Origin of the sequence: Streptomyces sp. MAR4 CNX-425, assembly GCF_048656465.1 — a bacterium.
GTDB lineage: Bacteria > Actinomycetota > Actinomycetes > Streptomycetales > Streptomycetaceae > Streptomyces.
This window is the reverse complement of sequence record NZ_JBMDLF010000002.1, coordinates 15952-33051: the sequence shown is the minus strand read 5'-3', so window position 1 is coordinate 33051 and position 17100 is coordinate 15952. Positions and strand designations below refer to the sequence as shown.

The window sequence follows — 17100 nt, the reverse complement described above, 5'->3', positions numbered from 1 at the left end:
TACTAGCCGGGCGCCCGCGCGTCCGCGCCCCGGTGCAGGACGTCGTGCTCCCAGCGCGGCCGGGGCTGGGCGTGCAGCCGCCAGTAGTGCTCCGCGATCACGTCCGGGTCGAAGTCCGTGCCGGGCGCCACCACGCCGTCCACCGTCACCGTCGCGACATGGACGCCCGCCGGCCCGTACTCCAGGTCGAGCAGCCGCGCCAGCGTGCGCACCCCCGCCTTGCCCAGCGAGAGACTGACGTACGGCGCCTTCGGCTCGGGCATGCCGCCGGTGATCAGGAACGAGCCGCCGCCGCGCCGGGCCATCGCTGGCGCCAGGTGCACGGCCGCGGTCAGCGCGCCGCCGACGTTCACGGCCCAGGCGTCCAGCAGCGCGGGCCGCGCCAGTTCGCCGAGCGCGTCGGCCCGGACGAGGGCGGCGTTGTAGACGACGGCGTCGGGCACGCCGAACCGGCCGGTCGCGGCGTCGAGCGCGGCACGGAGCGCCGCCTCGTCGGTGACGTCGGCCGCCAGCGGCAGCACCGCGGACCCCGGCGGCACCCCCGGGCCCGCCGCGGCGGCGGCTTCGGCGACGGTCTCGGCGACCGGCCCGAGGCTCCGCCGCGAACGCGCCACCAGCGCCACCGGCAGCCCCTCCCGGGCGAACCGGCGGGCCACCGCCGCGCCGATCCCGGGCCCCGCCCCGATGACCACTGCTCCTGCCATGACGTCCTCGCTCTCCCCGCGGATGATCGGCGGTGTCCGCGACGTTAGGGCGTGACACCGGTGTGAAGGTCAAGCGAGAGGGCGGGGACGGCATGCGGATCGGCGAACTGGCCCATCGGACCGGCGTGAGCCGGCGGCTGCTGCGGTACTACGAGGAGCAGGGGCTGCTGCACCCCGTACGGCAGCCCAACGGCTACCGCGAGTACGCCGAAGGCGACGTCGACGCCGTACGGCACATCCGCGTGCTGCTCGACGCGGGCCTGCGCACCGCGGTCATCGCGGGGATCCTGCACTGCGTGGTGGACGGCCCCGCGCACCGGCCGGTGACGAACGGCTGCCCCGGCGCGGTGTCCCGGCTGCACCGCGAGCACGCCAGGATCACCACCGCCATCGACCGCCTGGACCACTCCCGCCGCCTGATCGACGCCCTGCTCGCCACCCCCGCGCCCGGCCGCGCCGCCCCCCGCCCGCCGGAACCCGGGCCCGGCGACCGCCCCACCGGCCGCCGGCCCGCGGAGAAATAGTCGGCCGCCCTCATGCACGAACCGGCAACGGCAGACGTCGTTGTGGCGGAGGGTGCAAGAGGCACACTCCGGGGCCCGACGGGTGGGGGCTTCCGACCAGCGACCGGAAGGGACCGAGCGATTCGTGTCCTATCAGGTGGAACTGCTCGTGAGGGACATGCTGACGGCCGTGCTCGCCCTGCGCGTGTTCGGCCCCTCGGCACTGGCCGCCGTCCGCCGCGCCATGGCGGCGGGCGTACGCGCCGGGGTGAGCGAGATACGCCGCCAGGAGCCCGGGGAGGGACGGAGGTGACGCGCGAGGAGACCTCCCTGCCCGGTGCCGCGGAGCAGGTCGCGGTGCGGCTGCCGCTGGACTTCACCGCCTTCCACCAGCTCTACCGGCCGGTGTACGTGCGCTACGCCGAGCGCTGCCTGCGCTCCCGCGCGGACGCGGACGAGGCCGTCGACGACGGCTTCGAGCAGGTCCTGCTGATGTGGCCGGAGATCTTACGGATGGCCAGCCCCGCGGCCTACGTGTGGCGGGTGATGAAGAACCGGATCGTCGACCACGCGCGCGCCCGCGGCCGCCGTCCCGTCGTGGTGGAGGCGGCGGTGTTCGAGACCGCGACGCTGGAGTCCTGCGCGGACCCGATCGCGGAACTGGAGGGCAACCTGCGGCTGCTGGCCGCGGTCTCGCAGCTCTCGGAGCGGCAGCGGGAAGTGATCGTCTTCCGGCACTACGAGGGCTACAGCTGCGCCGAGATCGCCGACCACCTCGGGCTCACCCCCGCCGGGGTCCGCTCCATCGACCGGTACGCGCGGCGCCGGCTCAGGGAGATCTACCAGGAGGGAGAAGGCCGTTGACCACCGACATCGACCGGGTGCTGGCACGGGCCCGGCTGAGGCCGACCGCCCCCTACGCCCAGGCCGACATCGACGCCGCGGAACAGCGCCTCGCCGCCCGCGTCGCGGCCCGCCACCGGGTGCCCGCGCCGGACGGCCCCGAAGCCGCGGCGCGCACCCCCGGCACCGGGACCGGCACCGGCTCCGCCGCGGCCGGGACGGTGGCCCAGCCCGGGTGGCAGCGGCGCGCGGCCCGCGACCTGCGGCTGCTCTGCGAGGTGCTGCTCACCCAGCCCGGCGCGCTGGAGTCGCTGGCGGACAGCCTGCCGGGCACGGCGCTGCCCGACACCCCCGGCGCCCGCGCCCTCGGCGGGGTCCTGCACCTCGCCGAGTGCGAGGACAGCGCCCGCTTCTGGTGGCAGTACGCCGCCGGGGCCGGCGACGCCGTCTCGTCGTACTGCCTCCACCTGCACCACCGCGCCGCGGGCGAGGACGAGGAGGCCGAGTGGTGGCTCGACCACACCACCGTCACCCCGGCCACCGCCACGTTCAGCGAGCGCACCACCCGCCGCGAGATCGCCACGGCACTGCGCGTGCTGCGCTCGCTGCGGAAGCGCCCGCCGCTGTCGGAGGCGCTGCGCGCGCTGGTGGAGTACGTGCCGGCGGCCGTCGGCTTCGTCGACGACGACCTGGAACTCCCGCTGCCCGGCGGCGACCTGGCGGACCTGGTCGAGGCCCTCACCCCGCGGGACGAGCCGCGCCCGCGGCGCCCCGCGGGCACCCGCCGCGACCGGCTCCCGGCGCGCAGGCCGCCGGCGCCGGCGGGCCCGGCGGGCGCACGCGGCGGGGGCGGGGCGAGCATCCAGGACACCGACATCCAGGACGCCCTGCGCGACTGCGAGGAGGCGGCGACCTCACCGAGGTGCTGACGCCGCGTTCCGGCGCCGCCCCACGCGGGGGCGGACGGCTTCGGCGGACACGTACGTACACCGCCCGGGCGCCGTCCCCGCCCGCCCGGACCCGCGGGCGCCCGCGCGCGGGCACCGGACGGCCGAGCACGTCTCCGGCCGCCCGGCCGCGGGTATAGCCGGCAGCTGCACCGCCGCGGCGAAGGGGGGGCACGCACCAGCAGCCGACGCGGGCGGTGTCCCCGCGTGTGCACCGGGCCGCCCACGTCCGTCTAGGGGCACCCCGGGTGCGGCGCACGGCTTTCGCCCGGCCCGTTCCTGCACCGCCGCGGCATCCTCCGGCCCCGCGGGCCAGCGGGCGCCCGCACCGGCCCGCGGCCTGCGCCCCGGCGCGGTCGCCGCCGCCCCCCGCCGCGCGCGCCGCAGGCGTCAGCGCGGGGTCGGCCGTCCGCGGGCGGTCTCGTACCAGGCCAGGGAGCCGCCGATCCGGCTCGCCAGGGCCGTCTCGCGGCGGCGGGTGGCGCCGTCGAGGGCCTCGCGCAGGTTGGCGATCTCCGCGTCCAGCCGGTCGATCCAGCGCTGCCGCGCGTGGCCCGCCCGCTCCGCCTCGGCGCACTCCACGAGGCGCGCGTAGTAGTCGTCGCGGCGGTCCAGCGCCTCCGCCGTCTCGCCCGCCTCCGCCAGCCGCTCCCAGGCGTACGCGGCGACCGTCTCCAGCAGCCGGTACCGCTCGCCGTCCCGGGCGACCAGCGACCGGTCGACCAGCCGGGCCAGCAGCCCCGGCACCTCCGCGGCCGTCAGGCCCGCCGGCGGCGCCTGCTCGCCGCCGGCCTCGATCGGCACCTTCTCCGCCGCCGCTCCGCCCGGTCCGGCGCCGGTGTCCGCGCACACGTGGATCGCCCCGCTCAGCGTGCAGCCCGCTCCGTGCACCGCCAGCCGCCGCAGCACCGCGCGCTCCCGGTCGTCCAGCAGCCGCCAGCTCCAGTCGATCGCCGCCCGCAGGGTGCGCTGCCGCTCCGGCAGCCCGCGCCGGCCGCCGCCGTCGAGGAGGCGGAACCGGTCGTCGAGCCCGGTGGCCAGGCCCCGTACGCCCAGCCCGCGGACGCGCGCCGCGGCCAGCTCCAGCGCCAGCGGAATGCCGTCGAGCCGGCGGCAGACCTCGGCGACCTCCGCGGCGTTCCCGTCGCCGACCGCGAAGCCGGGCGCCGCCGCCGCGGCCCGGTCGGTGAAGAGCCGCACCGCGTCGGCCTCCGCCAGCGGCGCCACCGTCCGTACGACCTCGCCCGCGATGCCCAGCGGCTCCCGGCCGGTGGCCAGCACCCGCAGCCCGGGCGCCGCGCGCAGCAGCCGCTCGGCGAGCTTGGCGGCCGGGTCGACGACGTGCTCGACGTTGTCGAGCAGCAGCACCGCGGGCCGGTCGCCCAGCGCCTCGGCGATCCGGTCCTCGTCCGGCACCCCGAACGCCGTCGCCGTCACGTCGGCGACGCTCGCGCCGCCGGCGCCCGCCAGCTCGGCCACGTACCCCGGCGCGGACGTCCCGTGCAGCGCGGCCAGCGCCAGGCGCGTCTTGCCGACGCCGCCCGGCCCGGTGAGCGTCACCAGCCGCTCCGCGCCGAGCAGCGGCCGCAGCTCCGCGAGGTCCGCCGCGCGGCCGACCAGCGGCGTCAGCGGCGCCAGCGGCCGCGGCGGGCGCAGCCGGGGAGCGGCCGGGGGCGCGGCGGCCAGGGCCGCGTCGCCCGCCAGGATCCGCTGCTGCAACGCCGCCAGCTCCGGGCCCGGGTCGAGCCCGGCCTCCTCGCGCAGCCGCCCCCGCAGCGCGCGGTAGGCGGCGAGCGCCTCGCTCTGCCGCCCGGAGCCGTACAGCGCGCGCATCAGCAGCCCGGTCAGCCGCTCCCGCAGCGGGTGGGCGCCCACCAGGTCCGTCAACTCGGCCACCAGCGGCGCGTGTTCGCCGAGCGCCAGCCGCGCCCGCGCCAGCTCCTCCAGCGCCGTCAGCCGCTGCTCCTCCAGCCGCGCGGCGGTGGCGCGGGCGAAGGGCGCGTCCTCGTACGGGCTGAAGGCCGGGCCGCGCCACAGCGCCAGCGCCTCGGTGAGCAGGTCGGCGGCGCCCGCCGGCCCGGGCGCCGTACGCGCCCGCCGCACCAGGTCCGCGAAGTCCCCGGCGTCGGTGGCGGCGTCCAGCACGTACCCGGAGGCGCCGGAGACGACCAGCTCCCGCCCGCCCGGCTCGGCGTCGCCGAGCGCCCGGCGCAGCTGGGAGACCTTCGCCCGCAGCGCGCCCGTCGGCCGGCCCGGCGGATGCGCGTCCCACAGGTCGTCGACGAGCCGTCCGCGCGGCACCGCCCGCCCTTCCCGGGCGAGCAGCGCGGCCAGCAGCACGCGCACCTTCAGCTCCGGGACCCTGACCGGCCGTCCGTCGTCGGTCCAGACCCGCACCGGACCGAGCACTCCGAAGCGCATGACACCACCATAAGCAAACCCGAACACCGCGCGGCGACCGTGAACCCATGACGACAACCACCGCCGCCAGGGCCGGCCGCCGCGAGTGGCTCGGCCTGAGCGTGCTCGCCCTGCCCATGCTGCTCGCCTCGGTCGACAACAGCGTGCTCTACCTCGCGCTGCCGCACCTGACCGCGGACCTGCGGCCGTCCGCCACCCAGGTGCTGTGGATCATGGACGTGTACGGGTTCATGATGGCCGGCTTCCTCCTGACCATGGGCACCCTCGGCGACCGGATCGGCCGCCGCCGCCTGCTGGTGTGCGGCGCGGCGGCCTTCGGCGCCGCCTCGGTGCTCGCCGCGTACGCCACCAGCGCCGAGATGCTGATCGCGGCCCGCATCCTGCTCGGCATCGCGGCCTCCTCGCTCGCCCCCTCGGCGCTGGCCCTGGTCGGCACCATGTTCACCGACGCGCGCCAGCGCGCTCTGGCCATCGGCGTGTTCACCGCCTGCTTCATGGGCGGCGCGGCGCTGGGGCCGGTCGTCGGCGGGGTGATGCTGGAGAACTTCTGGTGGGGCTCGGTGTTCCTGCTCGGCGTGCCGGTGGCGCTGCTGCTGGTGCTCACCGCCCGGTCGCTGCTGCCGGAGTCCGGCGGCGCGGGAGGCGGGCGGCTGGATCCGGCGAGCGTGGCGCTGTCGCTGCTGACGGTCATCCCGCTGGTCTACGGGCTGAAGGAGCTGGCCGACGAGCCGGACGCGCGGGCGCCGGCCGCCGTCGCCGCCGGCCTCGCCTTCGGCTACGCCTTCGCCCGCCGCCAGCTCCGGCTCGACGAACCGCTCCTCGACCTGCGGCTGTTCCGCAACCGCTCGCTCACCGCGGCGCTGGTCGTCCTGCTGCTGACGATGCTCATGCAGGGCGGCACGTACCTCTTCTTCAGCCAGCACCTCCAGCTGATCGAGGGCTTCTCGCCGCTCAGGGCCGGGTTCTGGATGGCGCCGCCGGCGCTCGCGCTGGTCGCCGGGTCGCTGCTGGCGCCGGTGCTGGCGCGGACCGTGCGGCCCGCGGTGATCGTCTCCGCGGGCCTGGCGGTGTCCGCGGCCGGGTTCTCGTATGTCGCCGTCAGCGACGGCCTCGTGCCGCTGGCGACCGGGTTCACGCTGGGCTTCCTCGGCGCCGCGCCGGTCGGCGCGCTCGGGCTGAACCTGATCGTGGGCGCGGCGCCCGCGGAGAAGTCCGGCTCCGCCTCGGCCACCGCGGAGAGCGGCGGCGAGATGGGCATCTCGCTGGGCATCGCCGCCCTCGGCAGCCTCGGCACCGCCGTCTACGCCGCCCGCGTCGACCTCCCCGCGGGGGCGCCGGAGGGCGCGGGGGAGTCCCTCGCCGCCGCCGACGCCGCGGCGGCCGGGCTGCCGGAGCGCCTCGGCGGCGCGGTCCTCGACGCCGCCCACGCGGCCTTCGCCTCCGGGATGACCGCCGTCGCCCTGGTCGCCGCCGGGCTCTGCGCGGGCCTCGCGGTGCTGGCCGTCGTGCTGCTGCGGCACCTGCGCCCGATCGGCGCGGAGGACGGCGGGGGCTGAGCCGTACGGCGGCGGGTCAGTGCCCGGCCGCGTCCCGTTCGGCCGCGCTGCGCAGCACGCAGAACTCGTTCCCCTCCGGGTCGGAGAGAATTGCCCAGCCCGAGCCGTCCGGGTTGCGGTGGTCGGCGACGAAGCCGGCGCCGAGGGCGAGCAGCCGCTCCACCTCCTCCTCGCGCCGGGTCTCCGGCCGCAGGCACAGATGGATGCGGTTCTTGGCCGTCTTGGGCTCCGGCACCGTGTTGAAGTACAGCGCGGGGCCGCCGGGCAGGAGCACCCGCGTCTCCTCCGAGCCGGGGCCGTCCTCCGGATCGACCGGGCTCCCGGTCACCCCGCTCCAGAAAAGCGCCAGTTCGTAGGCGTCGGCACAGTCGATCGCGACGTTCTCCACTACCGAGGTCATGCACGCACCCTGCCCGAGCGCCCGGCGGGCCGCCACCGGATTACCCCCGGCGGCGGCCCGCGGCCGTCAGGCGGACTCCGCCGCCGCCAGCAGCTGGTCCTCGGTGGTGCCGCGGCGCCAGTAACCGGTGAACGTCACCGCCCGGCGGTCGAAGCCCCGTTCGCGCACCAGATGGCGGCGTACGGCCTTCACCGTCGCCGACTCCCCGGCGACCCAGGCGTACGGCGTGCCCCCGGGCAGCGCCGCGGCGCGCACCGCGTCCGGGACCGGCGGGTCCGTGCCGCGCACCAGCCAGGTGACGTCCGCGTCCGCCGCCGTCGGCGGCTCCAGCCGGTCGGCGGCGTCGGCCACCTCGATCCAGGCGCGTACCGGCACGCCCGCGGGCAGGGCGGCGAAGATGCCGGCCACGGCGGGCAGCGCGGTCTCGTCGGCGGTGACCAGCATCCAGTCGGTGCCGGCCGGCGGGCGGAAGTCGTACGCCACGTTCTCCGCGACGACCGGCGCCAGCACGCTGAGCCGGTCGCCGGCCGCGGCGCCCAGCGCCCAGCGGGACCCCGGGCCGGCCTCGCCGTGCACGGCGAAGTCGACCACGAGCCGGTCCGGGTCGCGGGTGAGGCTGCGCGTCGTGTACGTGCGCATGATGCCGCGCACCGCCGGGTCGAGCGCCTGCCACGCCGGGTACCAGTTCCCGCCGTCGTCGTCCGGCATGACCGGCGCGTCCTGGCCCGGCTGCGGGAAGAACAGCTTGATGCGCTGGTCGCGGCCCGCGGACTCCATCGAGGCCAGTCCGGGGCCGCCGAACGCGACCCGGACCATGGTGGGGGACAGGCGCTCGACCCCGGCGACGACGAGGTCGAAGAAGCGGAACGGGGAGGCGGTCGCGGTGCTGCTCACCGGGCCACCTTCTTCGCGTCGCGCAGCGCGTCGGCCAGCGCCTCCAGCAGCGGCGCGTGCCCGGCGTAGCTGTGGTGCGCCTCGCTCTGCCAGGGGATCACCTGGCCGGCGGCGACCGCGGGCAGCCGGCGCCAGGTGGGCTTGGCCTCGGTCAGCTGGTCCGGCTGGAGGTTGCCGGTGCGCCCGTCGACCATGATGACGTCGGCCCGGTACCGGTCGACGGTCTCCCAGCTCGACTCCTCCCAGAAGCCGCCCTCGCCGGGGTTGTCGAGGGTGACGAACTCGACGCCGAGCTCCTTGTAGTAGCGCAGGTCCCCGAAGTCGTCGGCGACGGCGGCGTAGAGCATCTCCGCGCTGGCCGAGACGGCGAGGACCTTGAGGCCCCGGCCGTCCCCGGCGGTGCTGGTCAGCGTCTGCGACGCCTGCTCGAAGCGGGACTTGGCGCGGACGACCTTCTCGGCCTCCGGGTCGGCGCCGAGGGCCTCGGCCAGCTCGGCGTACCGCTCGATCGCCGTCTTGAGGGACGTGCCGGAGGTGCGGATGCCGACGGCGGGGGCGAGGGAGACGATCTCCTCGGTGCTCTCCTCCGGCAGGTACCACAGCACCGGCGGCTCCTGCATGTTGGTGACCAGCAGTTCGGGCCGCAGCGAGGCGTACTTCTCGACGTTGAACTGGCCGTAGGTGTTGCCGATGACGGTCAGCTCGTCCACGTCCAGGTCGCCGGCCTGCGGGTCGGGCTTTCCGCCCGACAGCGTCGTCGGGCCGAAGACGCCGGTGCACTCGATGCCGAAGTCGTGCAGGGCGGCGGCGGAGGCGACGTAGCCGACGATGCGTTCGGGGGTGCGGTCGGCCGTCGCGACCTTGCCCCGGTCGTCCTTGAAGCGCCAGGCGCCGTCCGCGCCGCCGGAGTCCGCGTCCTGGGAGGCGGAGTCGCCGCAGGCGGCGAGGGCGGCGCCGAGTCCGAGCGCCCCGCCGGCGGCGAGCAGACCGCGGCGGGAGAGGCGGGCGGCGGCTGGGCGGGGCCGGAAGCGGCTGTCGCGTATCAACATAAAGGTTAGGCTAACCTAACTGACCTGGCGGGGGAGTCACCGGCCGCCCCGGGAAGGGCCGTTCGGCGCTACGGGGCCGCCCCGGGCTCGCGCAGCGGGCCGAGCAGCGCCAGTCCCACCGCCGGCAGCGCGATCAGCGGCGCGAGCGCCACGGTCAGCGACGTCGCGTCCGCGAGCGCGCCGACGAGCGGCCCCGCCAGCCCGCCCGCGCTGACCGCCAGGCCCAGGGTGACGCCGCCGGCGGTGCCGACGTGCCGGGGCAGGTAGTCCTGCCCGAGCGTGAGGTGCAGCGAGAACGGGACGTACAGCCCCGCGGAGGTCAGCGCCACGCACACGTAGAGCGCGGGGCCCGGCACGAACACCACCCCGGCGACCGCGGGCCCGGTCAGCGCGTACGACCACCGCACCACCGGCAGCCGCCCGAAGCGGGCCGCCAGCCGCCCGCCCGCCACCGTGCCCACCGCGCCGCCGAGGTAGAGCACGAACAGCGCCGCCGTGCCCGCCGCCGCACCGCCCGCGGTGCGCCCGGGCACGTACAGCGGGACGAACGCGCTCAGCCCCACGAACACCACCGACCGGCACACCACCGCCCCCGACAGCCGGACGAACGACCCCCAGTCGTCCCGCCCGCCGCCTGCGCCCGCCGCCCCCGCCGCCGGGTCCCGCGGCGCGTACGTCCGCAACCCGCGCAGCGCCGCCGCGCACAGCGCCGCCCCCGCCACCGCCGGCAGCACCAGCAGCGGCGAGGCCCGCAGCCCGCCGGCGGCGGCGACGGCCGCCACCAGCGGGGGAGCGGCGGCGAACCCGAGGTTGCCGCCGAGGGAGAACCACCCCATCGCCGTGTGGCTGCCGGCGCTCGCCCGCCGCGCCACCCGGGCCGCCTCCGGGTGGTAGGCCGCGACCCCGACGCCCGACAGCGCGACCACCGCCAGCGTCACGGCGTACGAGCCGAAGACCCCGGCCAGCGCCACGCCCGCGCCGGCCGCCAGCGTGCCGGCCGGCAGCAGCCACGGCAGCGGGCGCCGGTCGGTCAGCACCCCGAACAGCGGCTGCACCACCGACGACAGCAGCGAGGCCGCCAGCACCACGCCGGAGGCCGCGGCGTACGAATACGCCCGCTCGGCGACGAAGAACGGCACCAGCGCGGCCACCGCCCCCTGGTAGACGTCGACGCAGGCGTGCCCCACCGACAGCAGCGTCAGCGGCCGGAAGCGGGCGGGGCGGGGCTCGGGCATGCCCCGATCGTCGCCGGGCGACCCCCTGGCGAACTTCCGATAAAATGCCAACCCATGCCGGATATCCGCCACGCCCCCGAGGCGCCCACCCGGGCCAGGACGCTCGCCGCGGGCGAGCGCATCGACGCGCACCGGCACGACGACCACCAGCTCGTCTACGCCGGCTCGGGCGTGCTCGCCGTCACCACCGACGCCGGCACCTGGTTCGCGCCCGGCACCCGCGCGCTGTGGGTGCCCGCGGGCTGCGTGCACGCCCACCGCGCGTACGGCCACCTCGACCTGCACCTGGTCGGCCTGCCCGCGGACACGGCCCCGCTGGGGGACCCGCCCGGCCCGGCCGCGCCCTTCGTCCTGGCCGTCGGCCCGCTGCTGCGCGAGCTGATCGTGGCGTACACCCGCGGCCCGGACGACACCACCCCCGAGCGGCTCCGGCTGCGCGCCGTCCTGCTGGACCAGCTGCGCGGCGCCGCCGCCGGTGCCGCCGCGCAGCGGCCGGTGCCGCTGCCCGCGCCCGCCGACCCGCGGCTCGCCGCCGTCTGCGACCTGCTGCACGCGGACCCCGCCGACCAGCGCCCGCTGGCCGCCCTCGGCCGGGCGGCGGGCGCGGGGGAGCGGACGCTCAGCCGGCTCTTCCGGCGCGAGACCGGCATGACGTTCCCGCAATGGCGCACCCAGCTCCGGCTCTACCACGCGCTGCGGCTGCTCGCCGACGACGTGCCGGTGACGGCGGTCGCGCACCGCTGCGGCTGGTCCTCGGCGAGCGCCTTCATCGACGTCTACCGCCGCGCGTACGGCACCACGCCGGGCAGCCACCGCCGCGGCTGACACCCGGCGGGCGCGCCGTACGGCGTCAGGGCCGCGCCAGCCTGCCGATCTCGGCGGCCACCGCCTCCGCGTGCGGACGCACCCCCGCCCGCAGCTCCGCGCTCCACGTCTCCTCCGCGTACCGGCTGCCCAGGTACAGCCGCCGGGCGTGCGCCAGCACCGGCCGGTGCTCCGGCGGCAGCCGGCCGAGGGCCCACGCGGCGGCGGCGTCCTTCGGGCGGATCTCGCCGGTGGCCAGCGTGCACCAGATCCGCGCCAGCGTGAGCAGGACGTTGCGGGTGTCGTCGTCCAGCTCCGCGAGCAGGGCCGGGACGCCCGCCGCGGCGGTGCGGGCCACGTCCTCGTACGGCACCGGATCCAGCACCCGCGCGGGCGGCGGCCCGGCGAGGGCGCGGTCGCCGGACCGGGCCATCGTGAGCACGATCGCCAGGTCGGGCATGACCTCCGGCCCCGGCGGCCCGCCCGCCTCGAACTCCGCGCGCAGCCACTCCCCGTAGAGGAAGTCGCCGGTCGGCGGGTAGCGCCAGGGCCGCACCTCGGACTGCACGACCACCGTCAGCTCGACCGGCCGCAGTCCGCCGGTGAAGCCGGACACCCCGAGCAGCCCGTCGAGGAGCGCCCGCCGCTCGCCCGCCGCCATCGACCGGCGGGCGACGACGAGGACGTCGACGTCGCTCGCCGGGCGGAGGCCGCCGAGGACGGCGGAGCCGTGCAGGTAGGCGCCGACGACCTCCTGGCCCAGCACCCCGTCGACGAGCTTCATGACCGCGTGCACCTGATCGTCCATCGGACCAGTGTCGGGCACCGGCGGCCGCCGCCGGGACTCAGGCGATCTCGACGCTGTCCAGCTCGGCGAAGAACGCGCCCTTGCCCAGGCGGACCGTGTTCCAGCCCTCGGCGAGCCGGACCTGCCTGTCGACCGTGGTCCAGTTGTCCCAGCCGGTGAAGGGGTAGCGCACCTCCCCGGCAGCGGCGCCGTTGACCGTCAGCGTGTGCGTCGAGGCCACCTGGGCGGAGCCGTCGAGGGAGCCGTTGCCGTAGCGGACGGACAGGGTGTGGTCGCCGGCGGTGGGGGTGAAGACGGAGAACTCCACGTAGCTGTCCGGGAAGTCGATGTGCCCGACGGCGCGGCCGTCGAGCGCGCCGGCGGCGTCGCGGACCGTCGCGTGGTGCACGGTGGCGTTCTCCGCCTGGTACAGCACCTTGCTGCCGTCCACCACCGGGTAGCCGTTCGCCCAGCCGATGACGGCCGCGTACATCGCGCGCCGGGTGTGGTCCGCGCTCCAGCCGTGGAAGAGGATCCGGTCGCGGCCGTCGGGGCCGGTGACGACGTCCTGGCCGCCGGGGCCGCGGACGGCGCCGCCGAAGGTGCCGGTCGTCATCAGCGGGTTGAACGCCTTGGTGTACGGGCCGCCGATGCTGTCGGCGACGGCGTAGCTCGTCTTGTAGCGGTCGCCGTCGTAGAAGTCCGCGGAGTAGAGCAGGATGTACTTCCCGCCGCGCTTGACGAGCGTCGGCGCCTCGATGACGTTGCCCTCCCAGGCGCGGTCCTGGCGGATGAGCCGCGTGGCGGCGCCGGTGGTGGCGGTGCCGTTCGCGTTGACGGGCTGGAGGTGCAGCCAGGTGTCCTGGTTGCAGCAGTTCCCGTCGTTCTTCCACAGCATGTAGCGCTGCCCGCCCTCGGTGTAGCTGGAGGCGTCGATGGCGCCGCCCTGGGCGGCGGGGCAGACCAGCGGGCCGTCGCCGGCCGGCTCGAAGGGCCCGGCGGGGGTGGCGGCCAGGGCGACGCCGATGCACTGCCGGTCGCTGGCGAGGTCACGGGCGGTGTAGTGCATGGTGAAGCCGGCGCCGTTGTCGAAGACCTCGGGCGCCCAGACGAGCCCGCTGTTCGGCGCCGCCCACGCGCCGAGCCGGGGCAGCACGTCGGCGCCGTCCAGCGTCCAGGAGGCGAGGTCGGTGGAGGTGGCGTGCTGGATGTTCTTGCCGGCGCCGTTGGTGGCGTAGGCGTGGTACGTGTCCCCGGCCTTGACGACGTCGGGGTCGGGGAAGTTCACGTCCAGCACCGGCGGCCCGGGGGCGGCGGCGGGCCCGGGGCCGGCGGACGCGGACGAACCGGGGAGCAGGAAGGCGGCGACGGCCGCGAGCGCGGCGGCGGCCGTGGTGAGGCGAACGGGGCGCGGGGACACGGATGCTCCTTCCGGGAGCGGACTCACGGGCCGGCGGCGGGCCGGCCGCGGTGGGGGAGAGGTGCACGCGCGTTTACATCGTTGCAATCGCCGCTCACGGTAAGGAGCCGCACCCCGGGTGTCAACGACCGCGGCGGGGGCGGGCGTTGCCGGGGCGGCGGTCCGCTGCACCCGCCGCCCCGACTCCTTCTGAATGGTTTCAATCAGCGGGTGCGGTCACGGCTTCCCGGTGAACGTCCACGACCCGTGCGGCACCCGGTACACCGCGAAGCCGGGCTCCCCCCGCACGAACTCCGCACCCTCCGGCTCCCCGACGTCCGCCGGCGAGCCGCTCGGCACGTGCACCTCGGCCGTCGACCCCACCGGCACCCGCACCGCCAGCCGCACCGTCCCGTCGATCCGCGACCAGGACACGGCGGCCGGGCCGCGCACCGTGTGCAGCTCGGTGCGCGCCCAGTCGACGCCGGTGCGCGCGTCCGGACGTACCGCGAAGGTGCGGTAGCCGGCGTCGCCCGGGCGCAGGCCGGCCACGTTCTCGTACAGCCACTGCACCACCGTGCCCTGGAAGTAGTGGTCCCGGGAGCGCGAGTCGAGCTGCCACATCTCCCACATGGTGTCGGCGCCGTGGTCGAACCAGTAGCCCCAGCTCGGATACGTGCGCTGCGTGGCGATGGCGTGCGCGACGTCCCCGTGGCCCTCCGCGGTCAGCGCGCGCAGCAGCACGCTGGTGCCCAGCGCCCCGGTGTTGAGGTGGTTGCCGCGCTCCTCGACGTCCGCGAGGAGGGACGCGGTGACGCTCGCCCGCGCGCCCGCCGGCACCAGGCCGAAGGCCAGCGGGACGCAGTTGTTCGTCTGCCGGTAGCCCGGGTCCTTCGCCGTGCGGTAGTAGCCCTCCGGGCCCAGGAACGCGGCGTTCAGCGCATCCCGGAGGCCGTCGGCCGCGGCCAGATAGCGGTCCCGGGTGCCGTTCTCACCCGCCAGCTCCGCCATCGCCGCGGTGTCGGTGAGCGCCCGGTGCAGGTACGAGGTGGCGGTCAGCCGGGTGTCCTCGGGCGGGTTGCCGCCGTAGCCGGGCGGCAGGTAGTCGCCGAGCGCGGTGACCGCCAGGCCGTCGACCAGCCGGTCCAGCTCCCAGTCCAGATAGCGCGTCAGCGCCGGCAGGTGGTCGCGGACGACGCGCTCGTCGCCGTACACGCGGTACATCTCCCGCACCAGGAAGGGGTAGACCGTCGTCCACTCCGGCGAGGGCGCGAGGTCGCGGTAGCCCCAGCCGCCGCTGGGCACGATCACCGGCACCTGCCCCGCGGCGTTCTGGCTGTCGCGCAGGTCGTCCAGCCACTTGCCGAGCAGCCGGTGCATCCCCAGCGCGTACGTCATCACGGGGGCGCCGACCTGCGCGTCGCCGGTCCAGCCGTTCTTCTCGTACATGGGTGTGTCGGTGGGGATGCCGTGCAGGTTGTTCTGCACGGTGCGGCGCATGGCGCGCTCCAGCTGCTCGAAGAACGGCTCCGAGCAGCGGAACGTCCCGGTGGAGGCGACCGGCGTGTGCACGACCCGGCCGAGCACGTCGCCGGGGTCCGGCTTCGCGGGCAGGCCGCTGATCTGCACGTAGCGGAATCCCTTGTACGAGAACTTCGGTTCCCACGTCTCCGCGGACCCGCCGCCGGCGCAGACGTACTCGTCGGTCTGGAAGCGGCCCGGCACATGGCCGGTCTCGGCGTGCACGCTCCCGTCGTCCTTGAGCTTCTCGCCGTGCACGAGCCGGATCGCCGTGCCCGCCGGGGCCCGTACCGTCAGCCGGGTCCAGCCGGCCAGGGTGCGGCCCATGTCGGCGATCCAGTCGTCGCCGTGCGCGGTGACGGCCACCGGCCGGACGCTGTCGGTGACCTGGATCGCGTCGTGCGGCTGGGCGCGCAGGGTGCCCCTCGGCGGCTCCTGGCGGCCGGGGCGCGCCCAGGCGGTGTCGTCGAAGCCCGGCTCGGTCCAGCCCGCGGGGTGGGCGCGGGCGTCGTAGGTCTCGCCGGCGTACAGGCAGTCGGAGCGGGTGGGGCCCTCGGCCAGCCGCCAGCGGCCGTCGGTGGCGACGACGGTGCGGGCGCCGCCCGGGTGCTCGATCTCCAGCTGGGCGAGGAGGCGGGGCTCGCCGTGCCAGGGCGGGGTGTGCCAGTTCCAGACGTTGGGCGTGGTCATGCCGTAGAAGCCGCGGCCGAGGGTGACGCCGACGGCGTTGGCGCCGCGGGCGACGAGGTCGGTGACGTCGTGGACGGCGTACAGCACGGTCTCGTCGTAGTCGGTGAAACCGGGGTCGAGGACCTGGCGGCCGACGCGGCGGCCGTTGATCTCGGCGTCGTAGTAGGCGAGCCCGCTGATGTAGAGCCTGGCGCGCCGCACCGGGCGGCGCACGGTGAACTCGCGGCGCAGCAGCGGCGCGGGCCGCACCTCCGCCGGCACCTGCGCGCCGCTGCCCCAGGGGCCCTCGCCGTACGGCGCGAGCACCGCCGCCTCCGCCCACGCGCCGTCGTCGAAGCCGGGCTCCGCCCAGCCGTCCTGCTCCTCGTCCGCGCACCGCCAGCCCGGCCCGGTGACCAGCTCGGTGACGTCGTCGCCGGTGTGCACCCGCAGGCGTACGAGCAGACCGCCGGGGTTGACGGCGGCGCCGCCGCGGTTGGTGGCGCGGACGGCGACGACGACCCGGCCCTCCGCGGCGCGGACGGCGTCGGTGACGTCGGCGAGCCGGGCGGTGCGCCAGCCGTCGGTCTGCTGCGGGGCGTGCAGCACCTCGGCGCCGTCGAGGTGGAGGGTGAAGTCGTCGTCGGCGGTGGCCACGAGCTGCGCGGCCGAGACCTCGGCCGCGGCGGGCAGGTCGAGCGCGGCGCGGAACCAGACCGGGCCGGCGGGGGCGTCCTGCTGGGTGGCGCCGGGCGCCCAGATCCACGACGCGCCCGCGAAGCCGGGCGGCTCGGGCGGGGCGTCGGCGCCGATCCAGTGGCCGCGCCAGTCGCCGGGCGCCAGCGCGGTCTCCCACCAGCCCGTCCTGCTCCACGCGGACCGCCGGCCCGCGGCGTCCCAGACCCGTACCCGCCAGTGGTAGCGGGTGCGGGGCTTCAGTGCGGGCCCGCCGTACGGGACGCCGACGCTCCGGTCGGAGCCGACCCGGCCGGAGTCCCACACCGCGGGGCCGTCCCCGTCCGGGCCGAGCGTGACCCGGACCTGGTAGGCGCTCTGCCGGGCGCCGCTGCCCGGCGCGGCCAGCTCCCAGCCGAGCCGGGGCTCGGCGACGTCGGTGCCCAGCAGCACCGGCGCGTACTCGACGGTGGTGCGCTCGACGCGCAGGCCCGCTTCGTCGCCGCCGCGCCCGCCGGGCCCGTCGTCCGGGCCGTCCGCGGCGGCGGGGACGGCGCCCGGGCCGAGGCCGACGACGCCGGCTCCCGCGCCGGCGGCGGAGGTGCGCAGAAAGGTCCGGCGGTTCCAGGCGGTTCCGTTGTTCGTCTCGCGCTCGTGGCTCATCGCACGTCCCTTGATCGAGGGGTCCGGAGG

General features: G+C 76.8%; 15 protein-coding genes. 6 read left to right on the top strand and 9 right to left on the bottom strand.

Going from position 1 to position 17100, the window contains the following annotated elements; genetic code table 11:
* Positions 1 to 2: 2 nt before the first annotated feature.
* The gene (locus ACHZ99_RS05535; protein ID WP_420303233.1) at positions 3 to 704 is read right to left on the bottom strand and encodes an SDR family NAD(P)-dependent oxidoreductase; all 702 of its coding nucleotides are present in this window, start codon (positions 702 to 704) and stop codon (positions 3 to 5) included.
* A 92-nt stretch (positions 705 to 796) separates the two neighbouring features.
* On the opposite strand from ACHZ99_RS05535, the gene ACHZ99_RS05530 reads away from it, so the two are divergent.
* From ACHZ99_RS05530 to ACHZ99_RS05515, 4 genes are all read left to right on the top strand, one after another.
* Positions 797 to 1228: a MerR family transcriptional regulator gene (locus ACHZ99_RS05530; RefSeq protein ID WP_420303988.1), complete on the top strand. Its 432-nt coding sequence runs from the start codon at positions 797 to 799 to the stop codon at positions 1226 to 1228.
* A gap of 124 nt (positions 1229 to 1352) precedes the next feature.
* Positions 1353 to 1520 (top strand): hypothetical protein, encoded by a 168-nt coding sequence (locus ACHZ99_RS05525; protein WP_420303232.1) that lies wholly within the window; start codon positions 1353 to 1355, stop codon positions 1518 to 1520.
* A complete protein-coding gene (locus ACHZ99_RS05520; RefSeq protein ID WP_420303231.1) occupies positions 1517 to 2071 on the top strand; it encodes an RNA polymerase sigma factor in 555 nt (184 codons plus the stop codon). The genes ACHZ99_RS05525 and ACHZ99_RS05520 overlap by 4 nt, the downstream gene beginning before the upstream one ends.
* Positions 2068 to 2979 carry a hypothetical protein gene (locus tag ACHZ99_RS05515; RefSeq protein ID WP_420303230.1) on the top strand — a complete coding sequence of 304 codons (912 nt, stop codon included), beginning with the start codon at positions 2068 to 2070 and terminating at the stop codon, positions 2977 to 2979. Before ACHZ99_RS05520 ends, ACHZ99_RS05515 begins: the two co-directional genes overlap by 4 nt.
* Positions 2980 to 3387: 408 nt before the next feature.
* On the opposite strand, the gene ACHZ99_RS05510 is transcribed toward ACHZ99_RS05515, so the two are convergent.
* Entirely contained in the window at positions 3388 to 5418 is a 2031-nt protein-coding gene (locus tag ACHZ99_RS05510) for a BTAD domain-containing putative transcriptional regulator (protein ID WP_420303229.1), read from the bottom strand.
* A 47-nt stretch (positions 5419 to 5465) separates the two neighbouring features.
* Here ACHZ99_RS05510 and ACHZ99_RS05505 point away from each other — a divergent pair, with 47 nt between their 5' ends.
* Positions 5466 to 6974 carry an MFS transporter gene (locus ACHZ99_RS05505; protein ID WP_420303228.1) on the top strand — a complete coding sequence of 503 codons (1509 nt, stop codon included), beginning with the start codon at positions 5466 to 5468 and terminating at the stop codon, positions 6972 to 6974.
* A 16-nt stretch (positions 6975 to 6990) separates the two neighbouring features.
* Here the strand turns inward: ACHZ99_RS05505 and ACHZ99_RS05500 are convergent, their stop codons facing one another.
* The 4 genes from ACHZ99_RS05500 to ACHZ99_RS05485 all read right to left on the bottom strand — a co-directional run bounded on the left by ACHZ99_RS05500 (position 6991) and on the right by ACHZ99_RS05485 (position 10552).
* Positions 6991 to 7374: a VOC family protein gene (locus ACHZ99_RS05500; RefSeq protein ID WP_420303227.1), complete on the bottom strand. Its 384-nt coding sequence runs from the start codon at positions 7372 to 7374 to the stop codon at positions 6991 to 6993.
* Positions 7375 to 7440: 66 nt separating this feature from the next.
* Positions 7441 to 8268 carry a siderophore-interacting protein gene (locus ACHZ99_RS05495; RefSeq protein WP_420303226.1) on the bottom strand — a complete coding sequence of 276 codons (828 nt, stop codon included), beginning with the start codon at positions 8266 to 8268 and terminating at the stop codon, positions 7441 to 7443.
* Positions 8265 to 9317 carry an ABC transporter substrate-binding protein gene (locus tag ACHZ99_RS05490; protein ID WP_420303225.1) on the bottom strand — a complete coding sequence of 351 codons (1053 nt, stop codon included), beginning with the start codon at positions 9315 to 9317 and terminating at the stop codon, positions 8265 to 8267. Before ACHZ99_RS05490 ends, ACHZ99_RS05495 begins: the two co-directional genes overlap by 4 nt.
* Before the next feature lie 68 nt (positions 9318 to 9385).
* Positions 9386 to 10552: an MFS transporter gene (locus tag ACHZ99_RS05485; RefSeq protein WP_420303224.1), complete on the bottom strand. Its 1167-nt coding sequence runs from the start codon at positions 10550 to 10552 to the stop codon at positions 9386 to 9388.
* A 54-nt stretch (positions 10553 to 10606) separates the two neighbouring features.
* On the opposite strand from ACHZ99_RS05485, the gene ACHZ99_RS05480 reads away from it, so the two are divergent.
* Positions 10607 to 11377 carry an AraC family transcriptional regulator gene (locus ACHZ99_RS05480; protein ID WP_420303223.1) on the top strand — a complete coding sequence of 257 codons (771 nt, stop codon included), beginning with the start codon at positions 10607 to 10609 and terminating at the stop codon, positions 11375 to 11377.
* 25 nt (positions 11378 to 11402) lie between these two features.
* On the opposite strand, the gene ACHZ99_RS05475 is transcribed toward ACHZ99_RS05480, so the two are convergent.
* The 3 genes from ACHZ99_RS05475 to ACHZ99_RS05465 form a co-directional block, all read right to left on the bottom strand.
* Positions 11403 to 12164, bottom strand: a complete 762-nt coding sequence (locus ACHZ99_RS05475; protein ID WP_420303222.1) for an aminoglycoside adenylyltransferase family protein — start codon at positions 12162 to 12164, stop codon at positions 11403 to 11405.
* A 37-nt stretch (positions 12165 to 12201) separates the two neighbouring features.
* Positions 12202 to 13563 (bottom strand): family 43 glycosylhydrolase, encoded by a 1362-nt coding sequence (locus ACHZ99_RS05470; RefSeq protein ID WP_420303221.1) that lies wholly within the window; start codon positions 13561 to 13563, stop codon positions 12202 to 12204.
* 216 nt (positions 13564 to 13779) lie between these two features.
* Positions 13780 to 17070: a family 78 glycoside hydrolase catalytic domain gene (locus ACHZ99_RS05465; RefSeq protein WP_420303220.1), complete on the bottom strand. Its 3291-nt coding sequence runs from the start codon at positions 17068 to 17070 to the stop codon at positions 13780 to 13782.
* Positions 17071 to 17100 lie beyond the last annotated feature (30 nt).

Coding starts and splice junctions, on each gene's coding strand:
- ACHZ99_RS05535 (WP_420303233.1), bottom strand. CDS start 704: ATGGCAGGAGCAGTGGTCATCGGGGCGGGGCCCGGGATCGGCGCGGCG.
- ACHZ99_RS05530 (WP_420303988.1), top strand. CDS start 797: ATGCGGATCGGCGAACTGGCCCATCGGACCGGCGTGAGCCGGCGGCTG.
- ACHZ99_RS05510 (WP_420303229.1), bottom strand. CDS start 5,418: ATGCGCTTCGGAGTGCTCGGTCCGGTGCGGGTCTGGACCGACGACGGA.
- ACHZ99_RS05505 (WP_420303228.1), top strand. CDS start 5,466: ATGACGACAACCACCGCCGCCAGGGCCGGCCGCCGCGAGTGGCTCGGC.
- ACHZ99_RS05500 (WP_420303227.1), bottom strand. CDS start 7,374: ATGACCTCGGTAGTGGAGAACGTCGCGATCGACTGTGCCGACGCCTAC.
- ACHZ99_RS05490 (WP_420303225.1), bottom strand. CDS start 9,317: ATGTTGATACGCGACAGCCGCTTCCGGCCCCGCCCAGCCGCCGCCCGC.
- ACHZ99_RS05485 (WP_420303224.1), bottom strand. CDS start 10,552: ATGCCCGAGCCCCGCCCCGCCCGCTTCCGGCCGCTGACGCTGCTGTCG.
- ACHZ99_RS05480 (WP_420303223.1), top strand. CDS start 10,607: ATGCCGGATATCCGCCACGCCCCCGAGGCGCCCACCCGGGCCAGGACG.
- ACHZ99_RS05475 (WP_420303222.1), bottom strand. CDS start 12,164: ATGGACGATCAGGTGCACGCGGTCATGAAGCTCGTCGACGGGGTGCTG.
- ACHZ99_RS05465 (WP_420303220.1), bottom strand. CDS start 17,070: ATGAGCCACGAGCGCGAGACGAACAACGGAACCGCCTGGAACCGCCGG.